Annotated in this window: 14 protein-coding genes and 1 tRNA gene; 5 read left to right on the top strand and 10 right to left on the bottom strand. The window is 34.8% G+C overall.

Annotated elements, in window-relative coordinates:
- The first annotated feature begins 213 nt into the window (after window positions 1-213).
- A complete protein-coding gene (locus tag X925_RS03095; protein WP_121959097.1) occupies window positions 214-1,077 on the top strand; it encodes a deoxyribonuclease IV in 864 nt (287 codons plus the stop codon).
- A gap of 24 nt (window positions 1,078-1,101) precedes the next feature.
- Here the strand turns inward: X925_RS03095 and gdhA are convergent, their stop codons facing one another.
- The 3 genes from gdhA to X925_RS03110 form a co-directional block, all read right to left on the bottom strand.
- Window positions 1,102-2,466 carry an NADP-specific glutamate dehydrogenase gene (gdhA, locus tag X925_RS03100; RefSeq protein ID WP_121959098.1) on the bottom strand — a complete coding sequence of 455 codons (1,365 nt, stop codon included), beginning with the start codon at window positions 2,464-2,466 and terminating at the stop codon, window positions 1,102-1,104.
- 364 nt (window positions 2,467-2,830) lie between these two features.
- Window positions 2,831-2,905: transfer RNA gene (locus X925_RS03105), tRNA-Val, on the bottom strand.
- A gap of 60 nt (window positions 2,906-2,965) precedes the next feature.
- The gene (locus X925_RS03110) at window positions 2,966-5,602 is read right to left on the bottom strand and encodes a glycosyltransferase (RefSeq protein WP_121959099.1); all 2,637 of its coding nucleotides are present in this window, start codon (window positions 5,600-5,602) and stop codon (window positions 2,966-2,968) included.
- 235 nt (window positions 5,603-5,837) lie between these two features.
- Here X925_RS03110 and X925_RS03115 point away from each other — a divergent pair, with 235 nt between their 5' ends.
- The gene (locus tag X925_RS03115) at window positions 5,838-6,656 is read left to right on the top strand and encodes a flagellin (RefSeq protein ID WP_103899097.1); all 819 of its coding nucleotides are present in this window, start codon (window positions 5,838-5,840) and stop codon (window positions 6,654-6,656) included.
- A 338-nt stretch (window positions 6,657-6,994) separates the two neighbouring features.
- Here X925_RS03115 and X925_RS10220 read toward each other — a convergent pair whose 3' ends face one another.
- The 4 genes from X925_RS10220 to X925_RS03125 all read right to left on the bottom strand — a co-directional run bounded on the left by X925_RS10220 (window position 6,995) and on the right by X925_RS03125 (window position 10,840).
- The gene (locus X925_RS10220) at window positions 6,995-7,150 is read right to left on the bottom strand and encodes a hypothetical protein (protein WP_158245392.1); all 156 of its coding nucleotides are present in this window, start codon (window positions 7,148-7,150) and stop codon (window positions 6,995-6,997) included.
- Window positions 7,151-7,325: 175 nt separating this feature from the next.
- Window positions 7,326-7,859, bottom strand: a complete 534-nt coding sequence (locus X925_RS03120) for a hypothetical protein (RefSeq protein WP_103899096.1) — start codon at window positions 7,857-7,859, stop codon at window positions 7,326-7,328.
- A gap of 384 nt (window positions 7,860-8,243) precedes the next feature.
- Window positions 8,244-8,378, bottom strand: coding sequence for a hypothetical protein (locus tag X925_RS10520; protein ID WP_255408251.1), 135 nt, complete (start codon window positions 8,376-8,378; stop codon window positions 8,244-8,246).
- 599 nt (window positions 8,379-8,977) lie between these two features.
- Window positions 8,978-10,840, bottom strand: coding sequence for a DEAD/DEAH box helicase (locus tag X925_RS03125; protein WP_121959100.1), 1,863 nt, complete (start codon window positions 10,838-10,840; stop codon window positions 8,978-8,980).
- Between the two features lie 260 nt (window positions 10,841-11,100).
- Here X925_RS03125 and X925_RS03130 point away from each other — a divergent pair, with 260 nt between their 5' ends.
- Together X925_RS03130 and X925_RS10590 are read left to right on the top strand one after the other, a co-directional pair.
- Window positions 11,101-11,286 carry a hypothetical protein gene (locus X925_RS03130; protein WP_121959101.1) on the top strand — a complete coding sequence of 62 codons (186 nt, stop codon included), beginning with the start codon at window positions 11,101-11,103 and terminating at the stop codon, window positions 11,284-11,286.
- A gap of 34 nt (window positions 11,287-11,320) precedes the next feature.
- Entirely contained in the window at window positions 11,321-11,545 is a 225-nt protein-coding gene (locus tag X925_RS10590) for a hypothetical protein (protein ID WP_369973992.1), read from the top strand.
- Window positions 11,546-11,691: 146 nt separating this feature from the next.
- On the opposite strand, the gene X925_RS03140 is transcribed toward X925_RS10590, so the two are convergent.
- The 3 genes from X925_RS03140 to X925_RS03145 form a co-directional block, all read right to left on the bottom strand.
- Complete coding sequence (locus X925_RS03140; RefSeq protein WP_146026676.1) at window positions 11,692-11,967, bottom strand: hypothetical protein; 276 nt, start codon at window positions 11,965-11,967, stop codon at window positions 11,692-11,694.
- A gap of 75 nt (window positions 11,968-12,042) precedes the next feature.
- Complete coding sequence (locus tag X925_RS10225; protein ID WP_158245393.1) at window positions 12,043-12,192, bottom strand: hypothetical protein; 150 nt, start codon at window positions 12,190-12,192, stop codon at window positions 12,043-12,045.
- Window positions 12,193-13,102: 910 nt separating this feature from the next.
- The gene (locus tag X925_RS03145) at window positions 13,103-16,297 is read right to left on the bottom strand and encodes a glycosyltransferase (RefSeq protein WP_121959103.1); all 3,195 of its coding nucleotides are present in this window, start codon (window positions 16,295-16,297) and stop codon (window positions 13,103-13,105) included.
- A 909-nt stretch (window positions 16,298-17,206) separates the two neighbouring features.
- Here X925_RS03145 and X925_RS03155 point away from each other — a divergent pair.
- Complete coding sequence (locus X925_RS03155; protein WP_121959105.1) at window positions 17,207-20,113, top strand: PolC-type DNA polymerase III; 2,907 nt, start codon at window positions 17,207-17,209, stop codon at window positions 20,111-20,113.
- The last annotated feature ends 37 nt before the right edge of the window (window positions 20,114-20,150 follow it).

Genomic DNA, 20,150 nt, shown 5'->3' on the forward strand with positions numbered 1-20,150 from the left:
CTCACGGGTGGGGAGCGGGGTGGAAGGGCGCTAATAAAAACTAAGCGTAGCTTACAAAAAAGTTCATCTTTCAAAAATAAGATATCAATTTTAAAAGGGTATAGGGTGAAGCCTTCTTCCCCTGTTGGTTGTAAAGGACCGCAGGTCCTTCCTTAGATGGGTGGGGGTGCGGGGGGAAGGGCCGCAAACTAATAACGACTGGGAGTGAAAAAAATGATAAAAATCGGCGCACATATGAAAATCTCAAAAGGCTTCACAAAAGTCCCTGCTGATACAGCAAACATAGGAGGGAACACCTTCCAAATCTTCACAAGTTCACCACGGGTTTGGAAAGTAAACCCGCTAAAAGAAAGCGATGTAGAAGGCTTCAAAAAAGCAATGAACGAATTCAACATAAATTTTGAAGACGTCTTAGTTCATTCAAGCTACTTAATAAACCTAGCCTCTCCAAAAGATGAAATCAGAGAAAAATCTATAAAAGCTATGATAGAAGAAATAAAAGCCACAGATGAATTAGGAATACTTCACTACAACTTCCATCCAGGAAGCCATTTAGGTGAAGGAGAAGAATTCGGCGTAAACAAAATATTAGAAGGGTTAGATATCGTCTTCAAAGAAATTCAGAATACAAAAGTAACTATCTTGCTCGAAAACGTTGCACAAAAAGGATCAAACATAGGATACACCATGGAACAATTAGGAAGAATAATAAACAAATCACCATGGAAAGAAAGATTAGGCATAACTTATGATACCTGCCATGGATTCGATTCAAACTACGACATAAGAAAAAAAGAAGAGGTACAAAGATTACTAGACGAAATTGACAAATACATCGGCTTAAATAAACTAAAAATGATTCATCTAAATGATTCAAAATATGACGTAGGAGCAGCTAAAGACAGGCATGAATTTATAGGCAAAGGATACATAGGAAAAGAAGGATTTAAAACCTTTCTCTCTTTTGATGAAATATCGAAGCTACCTTTGATCCTTGAAACCCCTGGAGATGATCCAGAGCATAGTCAAGATATAAAAGTAGTAAAAGAGATCTTCAAAGAATTAGGAAAGCTTTAAAAATACCCCCATCAGGGGGTATTTTTAAACAATCCCTAGATCCATCATTGCTCTTGCTACCTTTAGAAAAGCTGTCACATTAGCCCCAAAAACAAGGTCTCCGTCTTTCTTGTACTCTTCAGCTGTCGTCTTTATACTACTGTATATATTCTTCATGATCTCTCGTAGTTTTTTATCTACCTCTTCAAAACTCCAAGACTCCCACATACTATTTTGAGTCATTTCTAAGGCAGAGGTAGCAACACCGCCAGCATTGGCAGCTTTAGCGGGGGCAAACAAAACGTTATTTTTTTGGAAACATTCAATAGCTTCTGGGGTGCACGGCATATTAGCACCTTCTGCTACCGCTAAAACACCGTTATTCACAAGTGTTTTTGCTTCTTCTATATCAATTTCGTTTTGAGTGGCACATGGGAAGGCAATATCACATTCAATTTTCCAAATATTTTTACTATTATCGTTATACTCTGCTGATGGATGAGTTTTGAGATACTCAACTATTCTTCCTCTTCTTTTTTCTTTTATCTCAATTACAGAATTTAAATCTATTCCTTCTGGATCGTATACCATTCCATCTGAATCACTAAGGGCTATAACCTTTCCACCAAGTTCTATAACTTTTTGAGCCGTGTAAATAGCCACGTTCCCAGATCCAGAAATTATAACCTTCTTGCCCTCAAATGTTTCACCAATATCTTTAAGCATTTCTTCGACAAAATAAACCAATCCATAACCTGTTGCTTCTGTTCTCGCCAAACTTCCACCCCAATCTATTCCTTTTCCTGTTAGGGTACCAGCTTCAAAACGGTTGGTAATTCTTTTGTATTGACCAAAGAGATACCCAATTTCTCTATTCCCAACACCTATATCTCCTGCTGGAATATCCGTTTGTGCCCCTATATGTCTATATAGTTCAGTCATAAAACTTTGACAAAATCTCATAACTTCGGAATCTGACTTCCCCTTTGGATCGAAGTCACTGCCACCTTTTGCTCCACCTATAGGCCTTCCAGTTAAAGCATTTTTGAAAGTTTGTTCAAATGCAAGAAACTTCATGATTCCAGGGTATACGGTGGGATGAAAACGCAATCCCCCTTTATAAGGCCCTAATGCGGAGTTAAATTCTATTCTGTATCCCCTATTAACATGAACGTTCCCTTGATCATCTACCCATGGAACGCGAAAGATAATCTGTCTTTCAGGCTCAGTTAACCTTTCTAAAATCCCGTTTTCTTCAAATTCAGGATACAGTTCAACAACTGGTTTTATACTTTCAAGAACTTCACGTACCGCCTGGTGAAACTCGGTTTCTCCAGGATTCCTTACAACTACCCTTTCAATTATGCTGTCAACATAATTTTCTTGGGTTAATTCAATAGAGTTACGCATGGTTACCTCCTCCTTTTAGCTTTTCCCCGGTATACTTAAGAAAGAACAAGAAATTATCTTCATAGTAAACAATTCAATGAAATATATTTCATTATTACTAATAAATGGTAATGAATATATTTACTAAGTTTTTTAGATTATACACAAAACTTGCAAATTCGCAAAATTTTAAAATTTTTCGTTGAATATGCTTTAAATCATTTATCTAAAGTATTTTTCAGGTGATTAGTTATTACTGAAGAAAGTAAATTAAAAAAATATTTATATTTTTTTAATAAAAAATTTATCTTTCTTAGATTCTTGAGTGAGTGCCAGGAGGTATGCGGAAAGTTTGAACCAAAACCTACTGAAGTACTAAAAAAGATGGTGGGCGCTGTAGGGTTTGAACCTACGACCTTCTGCGCGTGAAGCAGACGCTCTCCCACTGAGCTAAGCGCCCCAAAACACTTTTCTAAAATATTATACATTATATTTCAAAACTTGTCAATGAAAGTAAAAGTTACTCTTTATATGCTTGAATACATCTCAAATTTCCATCGATAGCCTCAACTTTTGAAACCTTAAACCCTTCTTTCTCAAATAAGGAAATCAACTGACTCGTCGTTCTAAGCACCCTAAACTTTGGAATAAACCAAACCACATTCTCTCTATCCTTCAAATCAGGAACATACACAAAGGCTAAAACCTTTTTTGCCTTCTTTAAAATATCAGTTACATCATAACTTTTTTCAAACTCCCCTACAATTAAAAGATTGTTAGAATTATCTTTTACAGAAATGCCCAAATCTTCAAAAACACCTTCATACTTCTCTTTATCAACTCCAAGAACCTTGACATCTTTAAAACCACTATCGATTAATCCCCTTAAAATAACTTCCTTTTTGATCTCCAAAGGAACAGACTTGTAAGCCCCTTTCTCACGCTTTTCGTAAATCCTTAAAGCCTCGTCAGAGGGATAAGGCGAAGCGTACATAAAAGTATCTGATTTCTTCCAACTCCTAATGGGATGAATAATCCCCAGCGTGGAAAATTTTTCAGAAATATTCCCTACCCAAATCATTTCATCGTTGTTTTTCATAAAACTAATCTGAGTATTCGGATAAAGTCCAGAATAACTGTATATACCAAACGATATATCAGCAAGTTTGTTATTTTCTTCTACAGCTTTTATATGTAAATCCAAAGCTTTTTTAATGTCTTTTTTTTCGTATATCTTAGCAAGCCTATAATAATAAAAAGGAAATTCGTCGATATTTTCTACTTTTTTCAACAACGTCTCAGCCTTTTGTGGGTCTTTTTCTATTAGTAAAGAAGCAGATGCATAATTAGCAAATGAAGTGTCCGAAATCAAATACAATTTTTCAACTGCGTCTTCCCCGAGGTATTCAACAATATCAAAAATAAATTCATTTTTGGAGGTATAAAAAGTATACATCTCATCAAAAGCAATGTCAAACTCTGTGGATAACTTCATAGATAAATCCTCTAAAAGGGGCTTTATAAACCTCGATATCTCAGGATAAGTATCTTTGGCTTTTTTGTAGTATTCTATTGCTTCTTTGTACTTTTCTAATTTTAGATAAGCATCTCCAATTAAAACATACAAAACCCCTCTAACCTCTTCACTTTCAACCTTTCTTAATCTTCCTAACTCCTTTAAAATTTCAACGTAGCTTTTTGTCTCTTCAAGAACATGGAAAAGAAACAAAAGACCGTATATTCCCGTTTCATTTACAAACTTCAAATAATCGTTCTTAGTAACAAAGTTTAAAAGCTGATCTTCAGATGTTTCAAATTTTTTTATTACATATTTTGATATTTCGTTTTTACATTTAAACTTCTCCAACAAACTCTTTTCAACCTTCAGATTAAATTCTCCAAGCTTCTGAATAACTTCGTCGAAGTACATTTGAATCCCTTCGTTTTCACTTGCTTCAACGATGATCTGAATTCCTGGAAGAACCTTTCCCATTTCTTCTTTAGATTCAACCAAATCTACTAAATTTTTCATTAAAATCTGTACATAACTTTTATTCAATGCAAAATTCCCTTTTTCGCTAAAAGCTTTTGAAATATATTTATTAAAGTCATTAAAATCCTTTTTTTTCAAAAAGGCTTTCGCTGCAAGCAAATAGGCTGTAGATATTCGCTTAAGAGACATAATTGTCCAACAATATGTTTCAACTTCATTCATAGCAGTATCTAGCACCTGGAAAAATTTATTACTCCAATCCAACAGTTCGTCATATTTTTTCTCTTTCTCACATAAAAGCATCATCCCAAAATAAGGATCGGGGTATTTTGGTGATAACTTAATTGCGTTTCTTAATAACTCTTCCCCCAATTTTTTCATATCATTTTCAATGCATTCTACGCCAAACAAATATAAAAATTCAAGGGTAATGGTTGGTAAATTATTTACCTTTTTTATCTCTTTTATCTCTTTTATAATTTTCCATGCCAACTCATTTCTTCTGAAACTGTATCTACCTATTTCCTCAATTTTATATAATTGAATTAAATAATAAATCCTATCTAAAGGTTTATTAGAACTTTTCAATTGTTCCCTTATCAATGTTGCTGTTCTTTCATGTTTCTTCTTTCGCAAATTCCTGGTCCAAATATATCCGTAGTGATAAATTGGAAAATTGGCATGGACTACTTTAGGTTTATATATAGCTTGATTATGTACAACGTTTTGATATTCAACGGTACCTTTTCTAAAAATTATAGGAATCGATGCAACTTCAGTTTTTGTGTGGTCCATATCCATATAACTGATAATGGGCAGATAAACAGTATTAACATCTTTTGGTAGTTTTTTAAGAAACTCTCTAATGTTTTTTATAAAGGATTCTGAAACTTCTTCATCAGCATCGTATCTCATAACCCACTCACAGGTTGGAAACTTCAAAGAATAATTTCGAGCCTCAGAAAAATCATTTTGCCACTCATGAAAGTACAGCTTATCGGTATACTCTTTAACTATCTGGGGCGTTCTATCCATAGAACCTGTATCAACAACAATTATCTCATCTGCCACATCTTTAATAGCCTCTAAGGCACGTCTAATATTAGCCTCTTCATCCTTAACAATCATAGCAACAGATAACAATTTTTCATTATTAGCACTCATACACTTGCCTCCCATTACAAAGCTTATTCTATTATATCATTCTTCTTTTATTTATTATTTCCTTCTACAATTATATAGTTTCGATTTAAAAAGACTCAAAGAGAATCCAAAAAAGTAAAGAAAATAATTAAAGTTATTAGAATTTTAACCGATAAATATAATGAAATATTCCTGGCCAGGAAATAAATCATCTAAGGAAAGGATAACACCAAAATCACATGGAGGTGAAGGTAGAATGAGAATTAACCATAACTTAAACGCTTTAAACGCATGGAGGCAGTTAGATTCAGCTAACAACGCTATGGGAAAATCCCTTGAAAAACTTTCTTCAGGTTTTAGGATCAACCGTGCAGGTGACGATGCAGCTGGTTTGTCAATATCTGAGAAAATGAGAGGACAGATTAGAGGATTAGACATGGCTGTAAAAAATGCTCAAGACTCTATATCCTTAATACAAACAGCGGAAGGAGCATTAACTGAAACACACGCTATTTTGCAAAGAATGAGAGAGTTAGCAGTACAAGCAGCAAACGACACAAACGTTGGTGCAGATAGACAAGCATTGCAAGACGAAGTAACCCAATTAACAGCAGAAATCAATAGAATTGCAAGTGACACCGAGTTTAACACCCAGAAATTATTAGATGGAACCTTTACTAACTCAACTTTCCACATCGGAGCAAACATAGGTCAGAACATTACCTTATCAATCGGAGCTATGAGTGCAGGGGCTTTGGAAATAAATAGTACTAATATGAGTATTGCAAATCAGGCAAGTGCAAATACCGCTATTAGTACTATAAACGCTGCAATAGTGAAAGTTTCTACAGAAAGATCCAAGCTTGGTGCATATCAGAACAGGTTAGAACACACTATAAACAACTTGCAAGTTTCCTCAGAGAATTTAACCGCTGCAGAATCAAGAATCAGAGATGTAGACATGGCAAAAGAAATGATGAACTATACAAAACAACAAATACTATTGCAATCATCGAATGCAATGTTGGCTCAAGCAAACACGGTTCCACAAAACGTCTTGCAATTGTTAAGATAATTGTTTTTATGCCTAAAAAGGGGCTACCGCCCCTTTTTCTTTTATATATTGCTAAAACTAACTAAGTATTTTTTCACCTATATTTTGCTCTAAATTTCATCCTCTATAATTCTTCTCACAAAACTCCAAATACTCCCTTGTTATAACTTTCTTTCATGCATATTTTTACAGCAAAATTATACAATTCAAGTTACTTTTCGATTTTTTGAAGAATTATTTCGATTTTCAAAGAGCATTTTGAATAATTATCCAATATTTTGTTCTTTTTCCTCTTGTCTTATTTTTCTTGAACCCCTTTCGGTGTGTTTCCTTTCGTTAATCGTTACTTTTACCTATTTTTAAAGTTGGTATTCTTTCTCAGCTCCTTTTAACATTATTATCTCTTCATCCATCAAAATTCTATCCACGTCTGTCATATGCTCTTTAATATATGCTATCTCCCTTTTTATCTCTTCTATCTCCTTAGGTATCAACGCAACATTAGCATCTTCCATACCTATCTGCTATACCTTTTGATTATATAAAACATTCGTTTTTGGTTATATAATAAAATTACAACACCTTCCGCTTCTTTCAGGAGGCAGGCTCAATTTTGGACAACGTCCATGGACATATGAGAAGTGCGAGGCGTCGTCGTTTGTCCGATGTTAGCGGAAGTGCCTACTTTTTTCATGGTAAGGAGATAGTCAAACCTGAATTTGGTCCAGGTGGTATACCTAAAGCTGGTTCTACCCCTTGTGATTTTCTGAGGTCTTCCAACAAAGCTTGCGGATCAATTCTCCTTCCAATCATTGCTTGGGACTCTTGGCGTGGTCGTTGAACTTGCTTCCCTCTATACACTATAACTTCACTTATCCCCTCAGCAATTGCTCTTACACATATACCGCGTGCGTAAAAGCGATTGAATTCACCTTCAGCTAGTGTTTCAGGAGCATTCACAGGAACTTTTGCTTTCTTTATTTCTCCACTTCGCAATTTCCTTTCCTCATCTGATTTCATACATTGTTGCTCATTTAACTGAGTAGCTAACCAATCATCGTTGTAACCAGCAATAGCATCTTCAAGAAGTTTAGCCCATTCAGATTGTCCAGTGGAATTCAAACGAGGGCTTATATATAGGGTTCCCTCCTTAACATCCTTTTCCATTTCCTTCAGCATAAATTTGCGTGTTTGCTCATCAAGATTTTTATACTGTATGGCCATGTTATTTCCTCCTCGTATAATATTTTTTAGTCTCTTAAGAAATTCTAAAACACTTATTAAAACATGGTTTTAAAAAATGTTTTTTACAAAGCACCTCCTTTCTCTTTATACGCTTTTATTCAGTATTTGAAATTCTCTTTTACTAATTCACCGAAAAGCGAGACATTTTATGGTATTCTCTAACCCTCATAAAAACCACCTCCCATTTTCAAAATTTTTGGTTCTCTTACAAAAAGTGTGCGTAAAAAAATAAAATATGAACAAATGATTAAATAATCTGGTATCATTTAAAAAAACAATAAAACTGATCCCTACACTTTTCCAAAAGCTACTTTCGTTCCAGGAGAAACTTTTTCAAAATAATTTTCATCCATGATACCTTTGTCAACCGCTGTTTTGATAAAAACACTTGTTGTTAATTTCATTCTCTAACGAAGATCTTTTTTTAGCATTTTGAATGACATCATATACATTATACATTACATCTTTTGGTTCTTCGGTTATATTAGATATTTCCAAAAATATGGCTATTTTCTCCCCTATTTTTTGATTTTCATATTCGATTCTATACTCTTTATGTCATTCTCCAATTTATCCCTATAATAATTTAAATCTTCAATCTTAATCAAAGAGATGTATAGATTTTCTGCTCCTATTTTCTATTTCCTCTTTTATAGCTTTTTGATAAGGTAATTTTTTGAAACTATCTGCGTTTACAGCTTCTTTAATATATTTTAAATTTTTTCTGATATTTCAAAGATCTGCACTACTAAACGAAAAAAATTCAGTTAGCAATAGCAATTGGAGATGTTGATTTTAACTTGATACGCTCTTTAAGTTTTTCTTTTGCTATAAATCGCACCAGGACTTTGCCTTGGGCTTCCTTCAGATTCCACCTCACGATGGATACCCTTGCCTCAACTAGTAGTTCCTGCTACCTGACCCACAATGGACTTTCACCGCTTAGTTATTGAGCATGCTGAGCGTACACAAGAATGAATAGGGTTAACCTACCCTGCTTAGTTACTATATTCGTAATATAATTTTTCCCCTAAACGACCATTCTATCTTTTGGGTCGCTGTACTGTTTACTCCATTTAATAGGCCATTCTAGGGTTTTACATTAGTTTACTTTGCAATAACTCTAAGATATTATTCTCTATATCTGGCAACGCCTTAAGAGCTTCTTCATATTGTTCTTTATTGCATTCACGTCTTTGTCCGCTGTCTATGCCAATTGCTTCATTAACTGCTCTGTTAAGTAGGCGCATAACAACCTGCACGTTGTTTCTCTCATCACCATCTCCAACAATATCTATCAAATCTCTTCCCTGAAATTCAAAACCTAATTCTACTAAAATATGTGCACCAGCCCCCCTCACTCTCGCATTTAGAATTTTCTTCAACTGATTACGTGCTCGGTCAGGACGAATCGGGATTCGTTGGACTTCCTGCTCACTAAAATCAGGGAGTTCCCCGAACTCTTCCAGTAAATACTCAATCCCTTCTAAATCAATTCCAAGCTCTTCGGCTCGGGGTTTCATTTCTTTCTGCAAAAATTGTTGAATAGCTTCGCGATACGCATCGATGAAATCAGGTTGGTAGCCAGTTGTATCAAAAGACACGCCTTCCTCTCCATGAACTACCATCTCTTGTCGGACTCTTCTAATCCGTTCAGAAGCTCCTTCTTCCCTCCCCTCGCTACTATCTCCAATATCTACAAATTTGCTCCAGTCAAGCTCATCAAATCGTGTAAAGTCCTGCCAGTTTCCCTGCTGGTTTAATCCCACATGGGTCACTATTTCCGCAATATTATCTAATGCCGGGTTAGGAGCATTGTTAATACTCCTAAGTGTACGACCTACAAACTGAATATAAGCGGATAACGTCCGAAATGGTCTAAACACTGCCGCAATTGATAACGGTGGGTGGTCGTAGCCTTCACCAAGCATACCTACTTGCACAATACAGTCTCCGTATCGTTCAAATTCTATCATTGTATTGTCTTGCTCGTCTTCAGACATCCTACTATGTATAATATATGTACGCAGACCACGAGCTTCATAAAGAGCCTTGATTTGGTTTGCATGATTGATCGACATTGCCGCCGCAATGATTTTATGGTGAAAGCCTGTGTCTCGCTTTTGCCGAAGCTTTTCAATGCTCCTGTCTACTATTGTTTCGCAACACGGTATTGACAAAGCAACACCCCGTGAAAACCAAGTATTTTCTTTCATTTCTAACACTTGTTCGAGGGTCAATTCCTCGTCAGAATTTTCATAGGTAAACCATATCCGCTGTGGTTGGGCTTCTTCTCGTATTACCCTCTTAATGTAACCTTTATCCATTGCACGCGAAAGGGAATACCTATAAATTTCTTCACCTTCAACGGGCATATCATCACTCCTAAAAGGTGTACCAGTTAAACTAATTATCTTCGCATTGTTAAAACGATGAAAGACTTCCTGCCATGATGAGGCAACATTATGATGAGCTTCGTCAACCATGATTAGGTCGAAGTAATCAGAGGGAAACTGCTCAAGCCAACCAGTACGATTTTGCAGTTGCTGGATATTTGCGACAACTATATGTGCTTCGTCAGTATCATAACGATTTACATCTTCACTTCCAAGTACTACTACACGGGGGCAATTAGAGCGAGTTAGTACCCTTTGATTAAAATAAAAGTTGTCCGAACTAGCAGGGTCAAGTGCATTTTCAATAGTTTGACGGATTTTAGTATTAGGGGTGATTATCAACACTCGCCCCTTTGCTATCTTGTATGGTAACATGGCTATTAAGCCACTTTTACCGCTTCCAACAGGTAATATTAGAAGAACATGTCCTTTAGAGTTTTCGCGAAAGTAACATAATGTTGTAATATATCCTTCTAATTGGGGCTCCCTCAATCTGCTATTCTTTATTATATCGACTGGACAATTTGAAAAATAGCGCTCAATATCCATTTGGGATAGTGGCATATAGATTCCTCCCGTTCAATATTTAATACTGCCTTCTATAATATTTGATGATACAATATAAGCATAAACAATTATTTTCTTTAAAAAATGAGTGGGTAGTAGAACGCGTATACTCTCTGAACTTTTAAGTTCGTTTAAAAGTTTGTTCGCTACCCACTTTCCGCCCATAAATCCGATACTTGTTTGACCTTCCAAGGCCGTATTAGAAGAATGATTGTAAAAGGCGGATCCTTAAACAATACTAAAGCGAGGTGAAAAATATGTATTTTGTAGGTATTGACATTTCTAAAAATTCTTTTCATTACTACGTCTCTGATTCAGATAGGACCAAAATCTTTTCTGCTTCTGCCTTGGTGGTTTTCGTTGGCAGATCCTCTTTTGCCGTGAGGCTGTCTCCTCGTACAGAGGAATCAGGTCAAATGAAAAAAGGTTGGGTTCATCAATAGAAAAGGTAACAGGTACCTAAGAAAAGCTGTTTACATCGCTGCCACTGTTGCTATTCAAAAGAATGAATACTTCAAGAATTATTACACGAAACTACGTACTCGAGGTAAATCACATACTGTTGCTGTGTTAGCCGTAGCGGGAAAATTGTTGAGAATAATATATTCACTGCTAAAGAACAAAGAAAAATATGATCCTAACTATCATTACAAATTACAAAAATCAAGAACTGAGAGTTCATGGCAATTATACAGCAAATAAATTAAAAAGAAAAATAGTAACCTGAATAAACAACAACCGCTACTTTCAACCTAGAAGCATGACTGAATAAGGATTTTTTAAATAGAAAATATTTAAAATTTTTTAATTAAATAGGGGACTATCATACTTGACTACTCTAAGGGTGGTTAACCTAACTGTCGTAGACCGATTAAGCTGGAAAACTCGATTGGATACTCATCTTTATGTATTTTACCTGTGTTGTCTTCATAGGTGATATTAATCGTAAATGATTTTTTTGCTTTTTCATCAAAATCTTCAGCCATATTCGTTAAAAACAATCGAAATTTTTGGTTAGGAGCAAGGTACTTCAAACCATTATTCACAAAACCTAAGTCAGACAGAAACTTGCCTTTTTCATATTCAAAATCAGGACTAACTTCAAATTTTACACTATGTGCCACTCCTAATCCTATATTTTCTATAATCATCTCAATAAAATTTATATATTTTTCACTGGGTTGAATAATCAGAGAAATCTAGGGTTCTATTTGAGCTTCTCTCATTTTCCTGGTTTCTGCTACTAATGACCATGTTAATTTGGCATATACTATAGTTGCAATAGCTACTAATGCTGAAAATACCACAGCTAAGGCTCCACTATTTTGGTTAAGAAATTCTAATACCATTATTTTTACCTCCTATCATCTTATGCGTTTTTATTTGGTGTTTGAAACTCTTTTTTATTAATTCTCTCAAAAGCGAACCATTCTATCGTATTTTCTAACATTCATAAAAACCACCTCCTATTTTCAAAATTTTAGGTTTTCCTTTAAAATGTGTGTATAGAAAAATAAAATAAGAACAACGGATTAACTAATCTGGTATCATTTAGAAAAATAAAAAAAACTGATCCCTACACTTTTCCAAAAGCTACTTTTGTTCCAAGAGAAACTTTTTCAAAATAAATTTCATCCATGATACCTTTGTCAACCGCTGTTTTTGATAAAAACACATGCTATTAATTTTATTCTCTAACGAAGATATTTTTCAGTATTTTGAATGACATCATATACATTATACAATATATCTTTTTGTTCCTTGGTTATATTGGATATTCCCAAAAATATGGCTATGTTTCCCTCTAATTTTTGATGTTCATATTAGATTCTATACTTCTGCACTTACTAAACGAAAAGTGGTTCTTCCCGCTGATTGTTGAAGCCTATCCAATATTCTCAAGAAAAAGACCTTTCTGTTTAAACATCTTGAATTGTTTTTCTATTTCTCTAAAATTCTCTTTTAAATGATTTCTCGCCAATTAGATCACTTGAGGCTAATTAAATTAATTGTCAGTAAAGAAACCCTTTTTCGTTTAGTATATGCAAACGGCATATGTTGGAATTCTTTAGCCTTTTTTTCTATTTCTTTGCCAAAACTTAAAATCTTTTAGCTTTTTAGATCCTGCTGAAGTATACTCTACTAATGAGAAACTATATGAAAAATACCGAACATTAAAAACGCTATTTTTTCAATACTATTAAACAATAGTGGTAAAGGCACCTTGATAGTCATGTATTAAGAATGCTCATAAAAGAGTCAATCCTTAAAAATGAATTTTCCATAGAGATTTTTATATTTCAGATAATTGCCTATAAAAGCTCTTCCATATTCCCTACCATAAATTCTCTGGGCGTTCATAAGCATTTGCTCTTCTAATTTAATGAGCGTATTTTCATCAAAGTATTTTTTTAAAACGTAATATAAATAAGCTGTATGAATTGGAATATCAGACAATCTTTTAAGTATCTGTTTTGATGAAGAAAGCGGATTATTGTATTCATAACCTTGAAAAGAATAAAATACCGGAATGGTCTTATTTATATAATTATTCACCAACAAGTAATCCGATAATATTGAATCCTCTGCAACGCTCATTCTTTTAACTCCTATTGTTGTTAGAATTTTCATAAGTTCTATGTAAGCATTTCCCAAATCTTGTCTTTTAAATAAAGTGTTTATTATTGACATGCTTCCGTGTAAGTGATTAAACTCTTCCGCAAATATCTGCTGTTTGCTTTTCCACAACAAAGAATACAGGACTTCACCCAGAAATTCATCATTTTGCATCAAAGTACATGAAATTGTTAGCAAAGGATTGGTCGATTTAAAATTTTGATAATCTTCATTAAGATATTTCAAGCTGTTTGTATAAATTTTATCGTCGATATTATGAAAGAAAATGAAATCTCCGCTACTATTTTGAAGACCTTCTGCTCTAGCAGTATAAATCCCCTTATTTTCTGATAAATTAATAATTTTTATTTTTGAAAAAGTATGTTGATGTTTTTTTATTAATTCTTTAAGAATTCCCAAAGTATTATCAGTAGAACCGTCATTGACAAATACGACTTCATAGTTTTCATAATCTATTTCTAGAACGTTTTCGAAACAATTTTTAACAAATTTTTCACCGTTATAAACAGGGATAACTACAGATATTGGAGATTGTTTTTTGTCCATAATTTGAATAGCATTATCCTTGAAAAAAATACGTTTATTATTTTTTAGGTTTGAAAAAAGTTCTGCATATTTTTTATCCCTAGTTCCAATAGCTACCAACCAACTTCCAGTTTGTTCCCCTCTAAAGAATTTTTCAAAATAAATAGCTAGAGCTGTTTTTACAGCATTTGGGTTTATCCTTTTTAGATAATAATACACTTCTACTATACCTCCTATAACGCTTTCATTTAATAAATATAAGCCAGCTCGTTTAAATTGCTCTCTTAAGGTATAAAAATCTCTTTCAAAACCATATTCCCATGTTCCGTTTGCTATTGAAAATTGTTTTGACAGTTTATAGATTTGTGAACCGCTCCACGGTACCCCTACTACAACGAATTTCCCAGCTTGCCCCATTTCTTCAAGCATTTTAACGAGCTGCTTATCTTCAAAATGTTCCAAAACTCCCATATTGAAAACTATGTCAAAATTTTTAAAGCCTTCTTTTTTTAGATTAAATCCGTCACCTAGAAGAAATTCAATATTGTCAGTAATTTCAAAATCTTGTGAAATTCTCTTTGCTAATCTTATAGACGATTCTTCAATATCTATGCCTGTTACTTTAGCTTCTCTCATGGCTATCTCAATTGAAAAGTTTCCTGTACCAGTCCCAACCTCCAGTATTTTCGCATTTCTTAGTAAAAAGTAAGAATTCAATAAACGAATAAATTCGGATCTTAAGGTCTTATTCCCAGACTCATTCATTAATTGAAAACTATCTATTTGAGAATATTTGGCCCATATTTTCCCAAATTGGTTTTTATATTTTTCTTCATCTCGTAAATTCCTTTTTGAAACATTTGCGTTTATTACATTTGGATTAATATCTTTTTCTTTGGCATTCAAAAGTATTGTTTGACCTTTTACTCTATCTTTATCATTTGTGTTCAGAATTTCTTCAATTTCATATATCTGCCTTTCCAACGAGTAATTATCTTCGATAAACCTACGGTAACTTTCTGAGTCGTAACTTTCTTCGATTATTTTTTCTACCGCTTCATCGATTGTGTTGTATATAAATTCATCTGGATAAAATCCTCTGGCAGCGTAAAAATTATGAATTATTGGTTTTATCCCTCTTGCCATTGCTTCCATTATTCCTACCCCGTAACCTTCGTGAATACTGGTTGATAAAAAATAATTTTTATTTTCCAACCATGAATTGATGTCATTTGTCCAATCGTGAAAAGTAAATTTATCCTCTATTCCCATATCTTTTAATATGTAATTTAAGTATTTCTTTATTCTTATATCCTGATGATCTCCTACCCAATCTATTCTGTACCCATCATCTATTTTTAAAAGCTTATCTAATATTTGGATTATGAGCATGGGATTTTTTTTGTAGTTAACGTGTCCACTAAAACATATTCTTTTACCTTTTGTCCTTTTGCTAAAGACAAACTTATCTAAATTAATTCCATTATAAACCATTGTATATGGAACATTTTTTACCTGAGGACAGGATTCATAAGCATCTTCTCTAACATGATCAGCGACAAAAATCATCCTATCAATAAGATCCCAATTTATTTTGTTAAGAACATTTACATTAAAAGCCTCATACCCATGCAATCTACAAATTACTTTTTTGTTTTCTATTTCAGGGACTTTGTTTGTTGCAAATACTGCTAAGTCATTTGCCCATTCGAGCCAGACTATGTCTGCCCATTTTATCGCTTGTGTTATTTCGTTTGCATCTTTTGATACTACGAGTTTGACATCGTATCCGAGCGAGAAGGTTTCTACTATGTCTTTTAGGAAGTTGTCTAAGCCAGGTAAGCAAAGGAAGGCTATCTTTGTGTCTTTTTTTATCTGGTTTCTTATTTCTAAGAACTTCTTTTTCATTTGTGGGTTATCTGTTAGTTCTGCTGCTTTTAGGTAGAACCTTAAAGATGCTAATTTGCTTCTGTTTTTGAATTCTATGTCTCCTAATAGGTCGTAAGTTGCCCAATCTTTATCGTGTATCCTCATGAGGTATCTCCATGCTTCCATTTCTTGGTTCATTTCTTTTAGTAGATACCCATAATTGAATAATAGATCTGAGTCAACAGGATTTATCGTTAATCCTTTTTCGAATTGTTCTTTGGCTTTTTCGAGTTCTTTTTTGTTGAAGTGTATTAGTGCTTTGAAGTTGTATTTTTTTGGGTCATCATCGGATATTTTTCCTATTTGTTCTTGAGCTTTGTTTATTTCTCCTTTGTTTATCAATTCAATGATTTCTTCGTACATAGGAATCCTCCTTGGCTTTTGAAGTTGTCTTTAGAAGTTCTAAAACTTGATAAATAGCGCCCCTTCGCCCCGCAGCCCACCCTCCAAAGAAAGGACTCTGGCCCTTTTCATCCCACAGCCCGCCCTTTAAGGATGATAGTATTTCATTGTCTTTTAATATTTCTTTTTAAGTAATTGTTTATCCTATTTTTTATCGTCTGGAATTGGGAAGTTTTTAATAGAGTTTTTTGAAAGTGATGTTTCTGCCGAAAATTTTCGCTAAAAACTGTTGCTTTTAATTTTTAGTATGGTATAATAATTGTAAGATTTTTATATGTGTTGGTTATTGGTATAAGGGTTCCATTAACAGGGCTTTTTGCCCGGAGGAGGAAGGGTCATGGCAGAGGAAAAAAAGAAAAAGAAAGATAAGCCTAAAGATAAACCAAAGAAGTAGTTAAGTGATATTGATCGAATAGGAGGCAGATAATTATTTATCTGCCTCCTACTTTTATTAGCGCCCTTTCCCTGCTCGCCACCCTTCTAGGGAAAGGGCCTGCAGCCCCTAAGACCCCCGAACATTTAGAGGAGCCCCCATTAAAAACCGCCCTGTGATCCTTTGAGAATTATGAAGTTTCTAAAATAATCATTCTATCTAAGTTTGCGCCCCTTCGCCCCGCAGCCCGCCCTTAAGGAAGCATAAAAGGTTTTTTTCATCCCGCAACCCACCCATAAGGAAGAAAAAATGTAGGGCTTTGCCCCGCTGCCTACCCTTTAAGGATGAATGAAAGAACCCTTCACCCAACTGCTCACCCATAAGGATGAAGTGAAGGAGCTCTTTACCTTGCTTCCCACTCACTGTAACTCACTGTTGACTTCTTAGGTAAAATTGTGTATAATGTTATATATACGTATGCCTAAGGAGGAAGTTTTATGTATTTTTTTGATAATCTTTTGGATATTAAAGGGCGGGAGGAGGAGTTTTTTAACAAGAAGATTAGTATAAAAGGCAAAATTTTTTATGTTGATGAGACAAAGGATTTTTATTATGTGTTCATCACTGATTATAGCTATTCTTTTTTGTGTAAGTCAGAAAGCAGGAAAACCCCCCGAACGGGGTCAAGGAAAGGTGAATGGTTTAGATTTGAAGGCATATTAGAGTACGATAGCGAAATGGGAAGTTATTGTTTGAATGTGGACACAATAAAAGTCACTGTTCCTTCGGTTTGGCATGATCTTTCGGTAGAAAAGAGGGTTGAACTTCATGCACATTCAAAGATGAGCTCAAAGTTGTCCATATTGGATATGGAGGAGTTAGTGGATGCTGTTTCCTCGTTTGGGCAAAAGGCGGTTGCCATTACGGATAACGAGAATGTGCAGATAATCCCTTATTTCTATGAGTATGCGAAGAGAAAGGGTGTAAAAGCTATTTTTGGTTGTGAGCTGAATGTGCACGATGAGAGAAGAGGAATCGTAAAACACGTGAATGTGCTGGTTAAGAATAAAGAGGGGTTGAAGAATCTTTATAAAATAGTATCGATTTCACATATGAACGTTGTGAATAAAAGTGCGATAATTTCACTTTCTGATTTGAAGAATTTAAGACGAGGGCTACTTTTAGGTTCTTCATTGGATGGATTTTTGCTTTACGACTTTCTGAATAAGTATTCTACCGACAATTTAAAGGAATGGATAACTTTTTTTGATTATATAGAGCTTTTCCCGATGGATTGTTATAACGATTTATGTTTGGAGAAGGGTAAGATTATCGATTATTCTAAAACAGTATATGAGATTGCAAAAGCTGTCAAAAAGCCTGTTGTTATGTCCGGTGATGTTCATTATTTGAGAGAAGAAGATCGAGAGTATTTAAACGCTATGATCGTTGGTACCTCCACAAAGAGTAAACCAAGAAAGACTATGCGAAGTGTTAATTATTTTAGAAACACTTCTCAGATGTACGATGAGGCGTTTGAGATCTTTAAAAAACGTGGCATTGCAAAGGAAATCGTTGTGAAAAATCCAAATAAAATCGCTGGTGAGATAGAGGAGTTTGCCCCTTTTGATTTTAAATTGAAGGCGCCTTATATCCCCTCTGCCGACCAAAATTTGAGAGATATCGTTTATAACAATGCAAAAAAGAGGTATGGGGAAAAGTTGCACCGTATAATTATAGATAGGATAGAGAAGGAATTGAAAAGCATAATAGATAACGGGTATGCAGTGATATTTTTGATCTCAGCCGATATGGTCAAGAAGTCTTTAGAGATGGGCTATCCGATCGGTTCGAGGGGGTCAGTTGGTTCTTCGCTTGTCGCTTTTCTTTTGGGGATAACTGAGGTTAATCCTTTGCCACCACATTATTTTTGTGAGAGTTGTGGGTTTATAGAGTTCAGTGAGGATTTAAACTTGAGTGGTTTTGATTTAAAAGAGAAGTCATGCCCAAATTGTGGTGCGATTTTGAACTCCGACGGACATAATATAAGGTTTGAGGTTTTTATGGGGTATTCTGGTGAGAAGATCCCAGATATAGACGTAAATTTTTCGGCTGAGATCTTCAACGATATACAAAGGTTCTTGGAAGAGAAATTTGGTAGGAACTATTGTTACAAGGCAGGTACGATAAGTACCATCTCAAGGTACAACGCTTTGAAGATAGCGTTCAATTATTTCAAGGATGAAGATATGAATTTTGCACATCTTTTTTGGGCTTCTCAAAAAATTAAAGGAACAAAGTTGAATACAGGTCAACATCCATCGGCTATGATAATAATCCCTCAAGAGTACGATGTTCACGATTTTACTCCCTATCAGTATTCTGCAAATTCTCCTGAGATTGGTATCGTTACGACACATTACGATTTTAAGGCTTTAGAAAATGATTTGCTGAAAATAGATGTGTTGTCTCACGATGGTCCAACATTTTTAAAAATGCTTAAGGATCTAACCGGTTACGATTACAACAATATTTCGATGCACGATGAGCGGGTTCTCTCACTTTTCTCTTCTACGAAGGAGTTGGGAGTGGATCTTTCGGAGATAGGTACGGAGATTGGAACGTTGGGTGTACCAGAAGTTTGGACACCTTTCTCCCATAAGATGCTCACCGAGACAAAGCCCAAAACTTTTTACGATCTGTGTAGGACGAATTCACTGGCACACGGAACGGATATTTGGTTCAACAACGCCCGCGAGATAGTTTTGAAGAATGTTGCAGGTATCGATCAGATCGTTAGCTGCAGAGACGATATTTTGACAACGCTTGAGTATTTTGGAGTGGAACCAAAAACGGCCTTTATGATTATGGAAAAAGTGAGAAAGGGTAAAGAGCTTACAGAGAAAGAACTGAAGGCGATAGATCATTCAGAAGCTCCCGAATGGTATCTTGATTCTCTGAAGAAGATTCATTATCTATTCCCAAAGGCCCATGCGGTTGCCTACATGATAATGGCGTACAAGATAGCGTTTTACAAACTTTATTATCCTCTTGAGTTTTACAGCGTTTATTTCACTATTAGAGCAAGGTTTTTTGATATTGATATTATAATGGATGAAGCATTGACGGTTCAGATGATTAAGAAGCTTTCAAGAAACGAATACCAACATAATTACGAAGAGTCCAACTTTTATTCCACACTTAAGACCGCCTACGAGATGAGAAAGAGAGGTTTTGGCTTTTTAAGACCGGATCTTTACAAGAGTGAGGCAAAGGTTTTTAAAATTGAAGGGGAATATTTGAGGATACCTCTGACCAAAGTGAGAAATATTGGTAGCAAGAATGCCCAGCGAATCCTAAAAGAAAGGGGAGGGTCTACAGAGAAAACTCTCCTTTCAAAATAATGTTATCGCACATATAGAAATTAATACAAATTTAATA

It is taken from the genome of Petrotoga sp. 9T1HF07.CasAA.8.2 (genome assembly GCF_002895585.1).
GTDB lineage: Bacteria > Thermotogota > Thermotogae > Petrotogales > Petrotogaceae > Petrotoga > Petrotoga mobilis.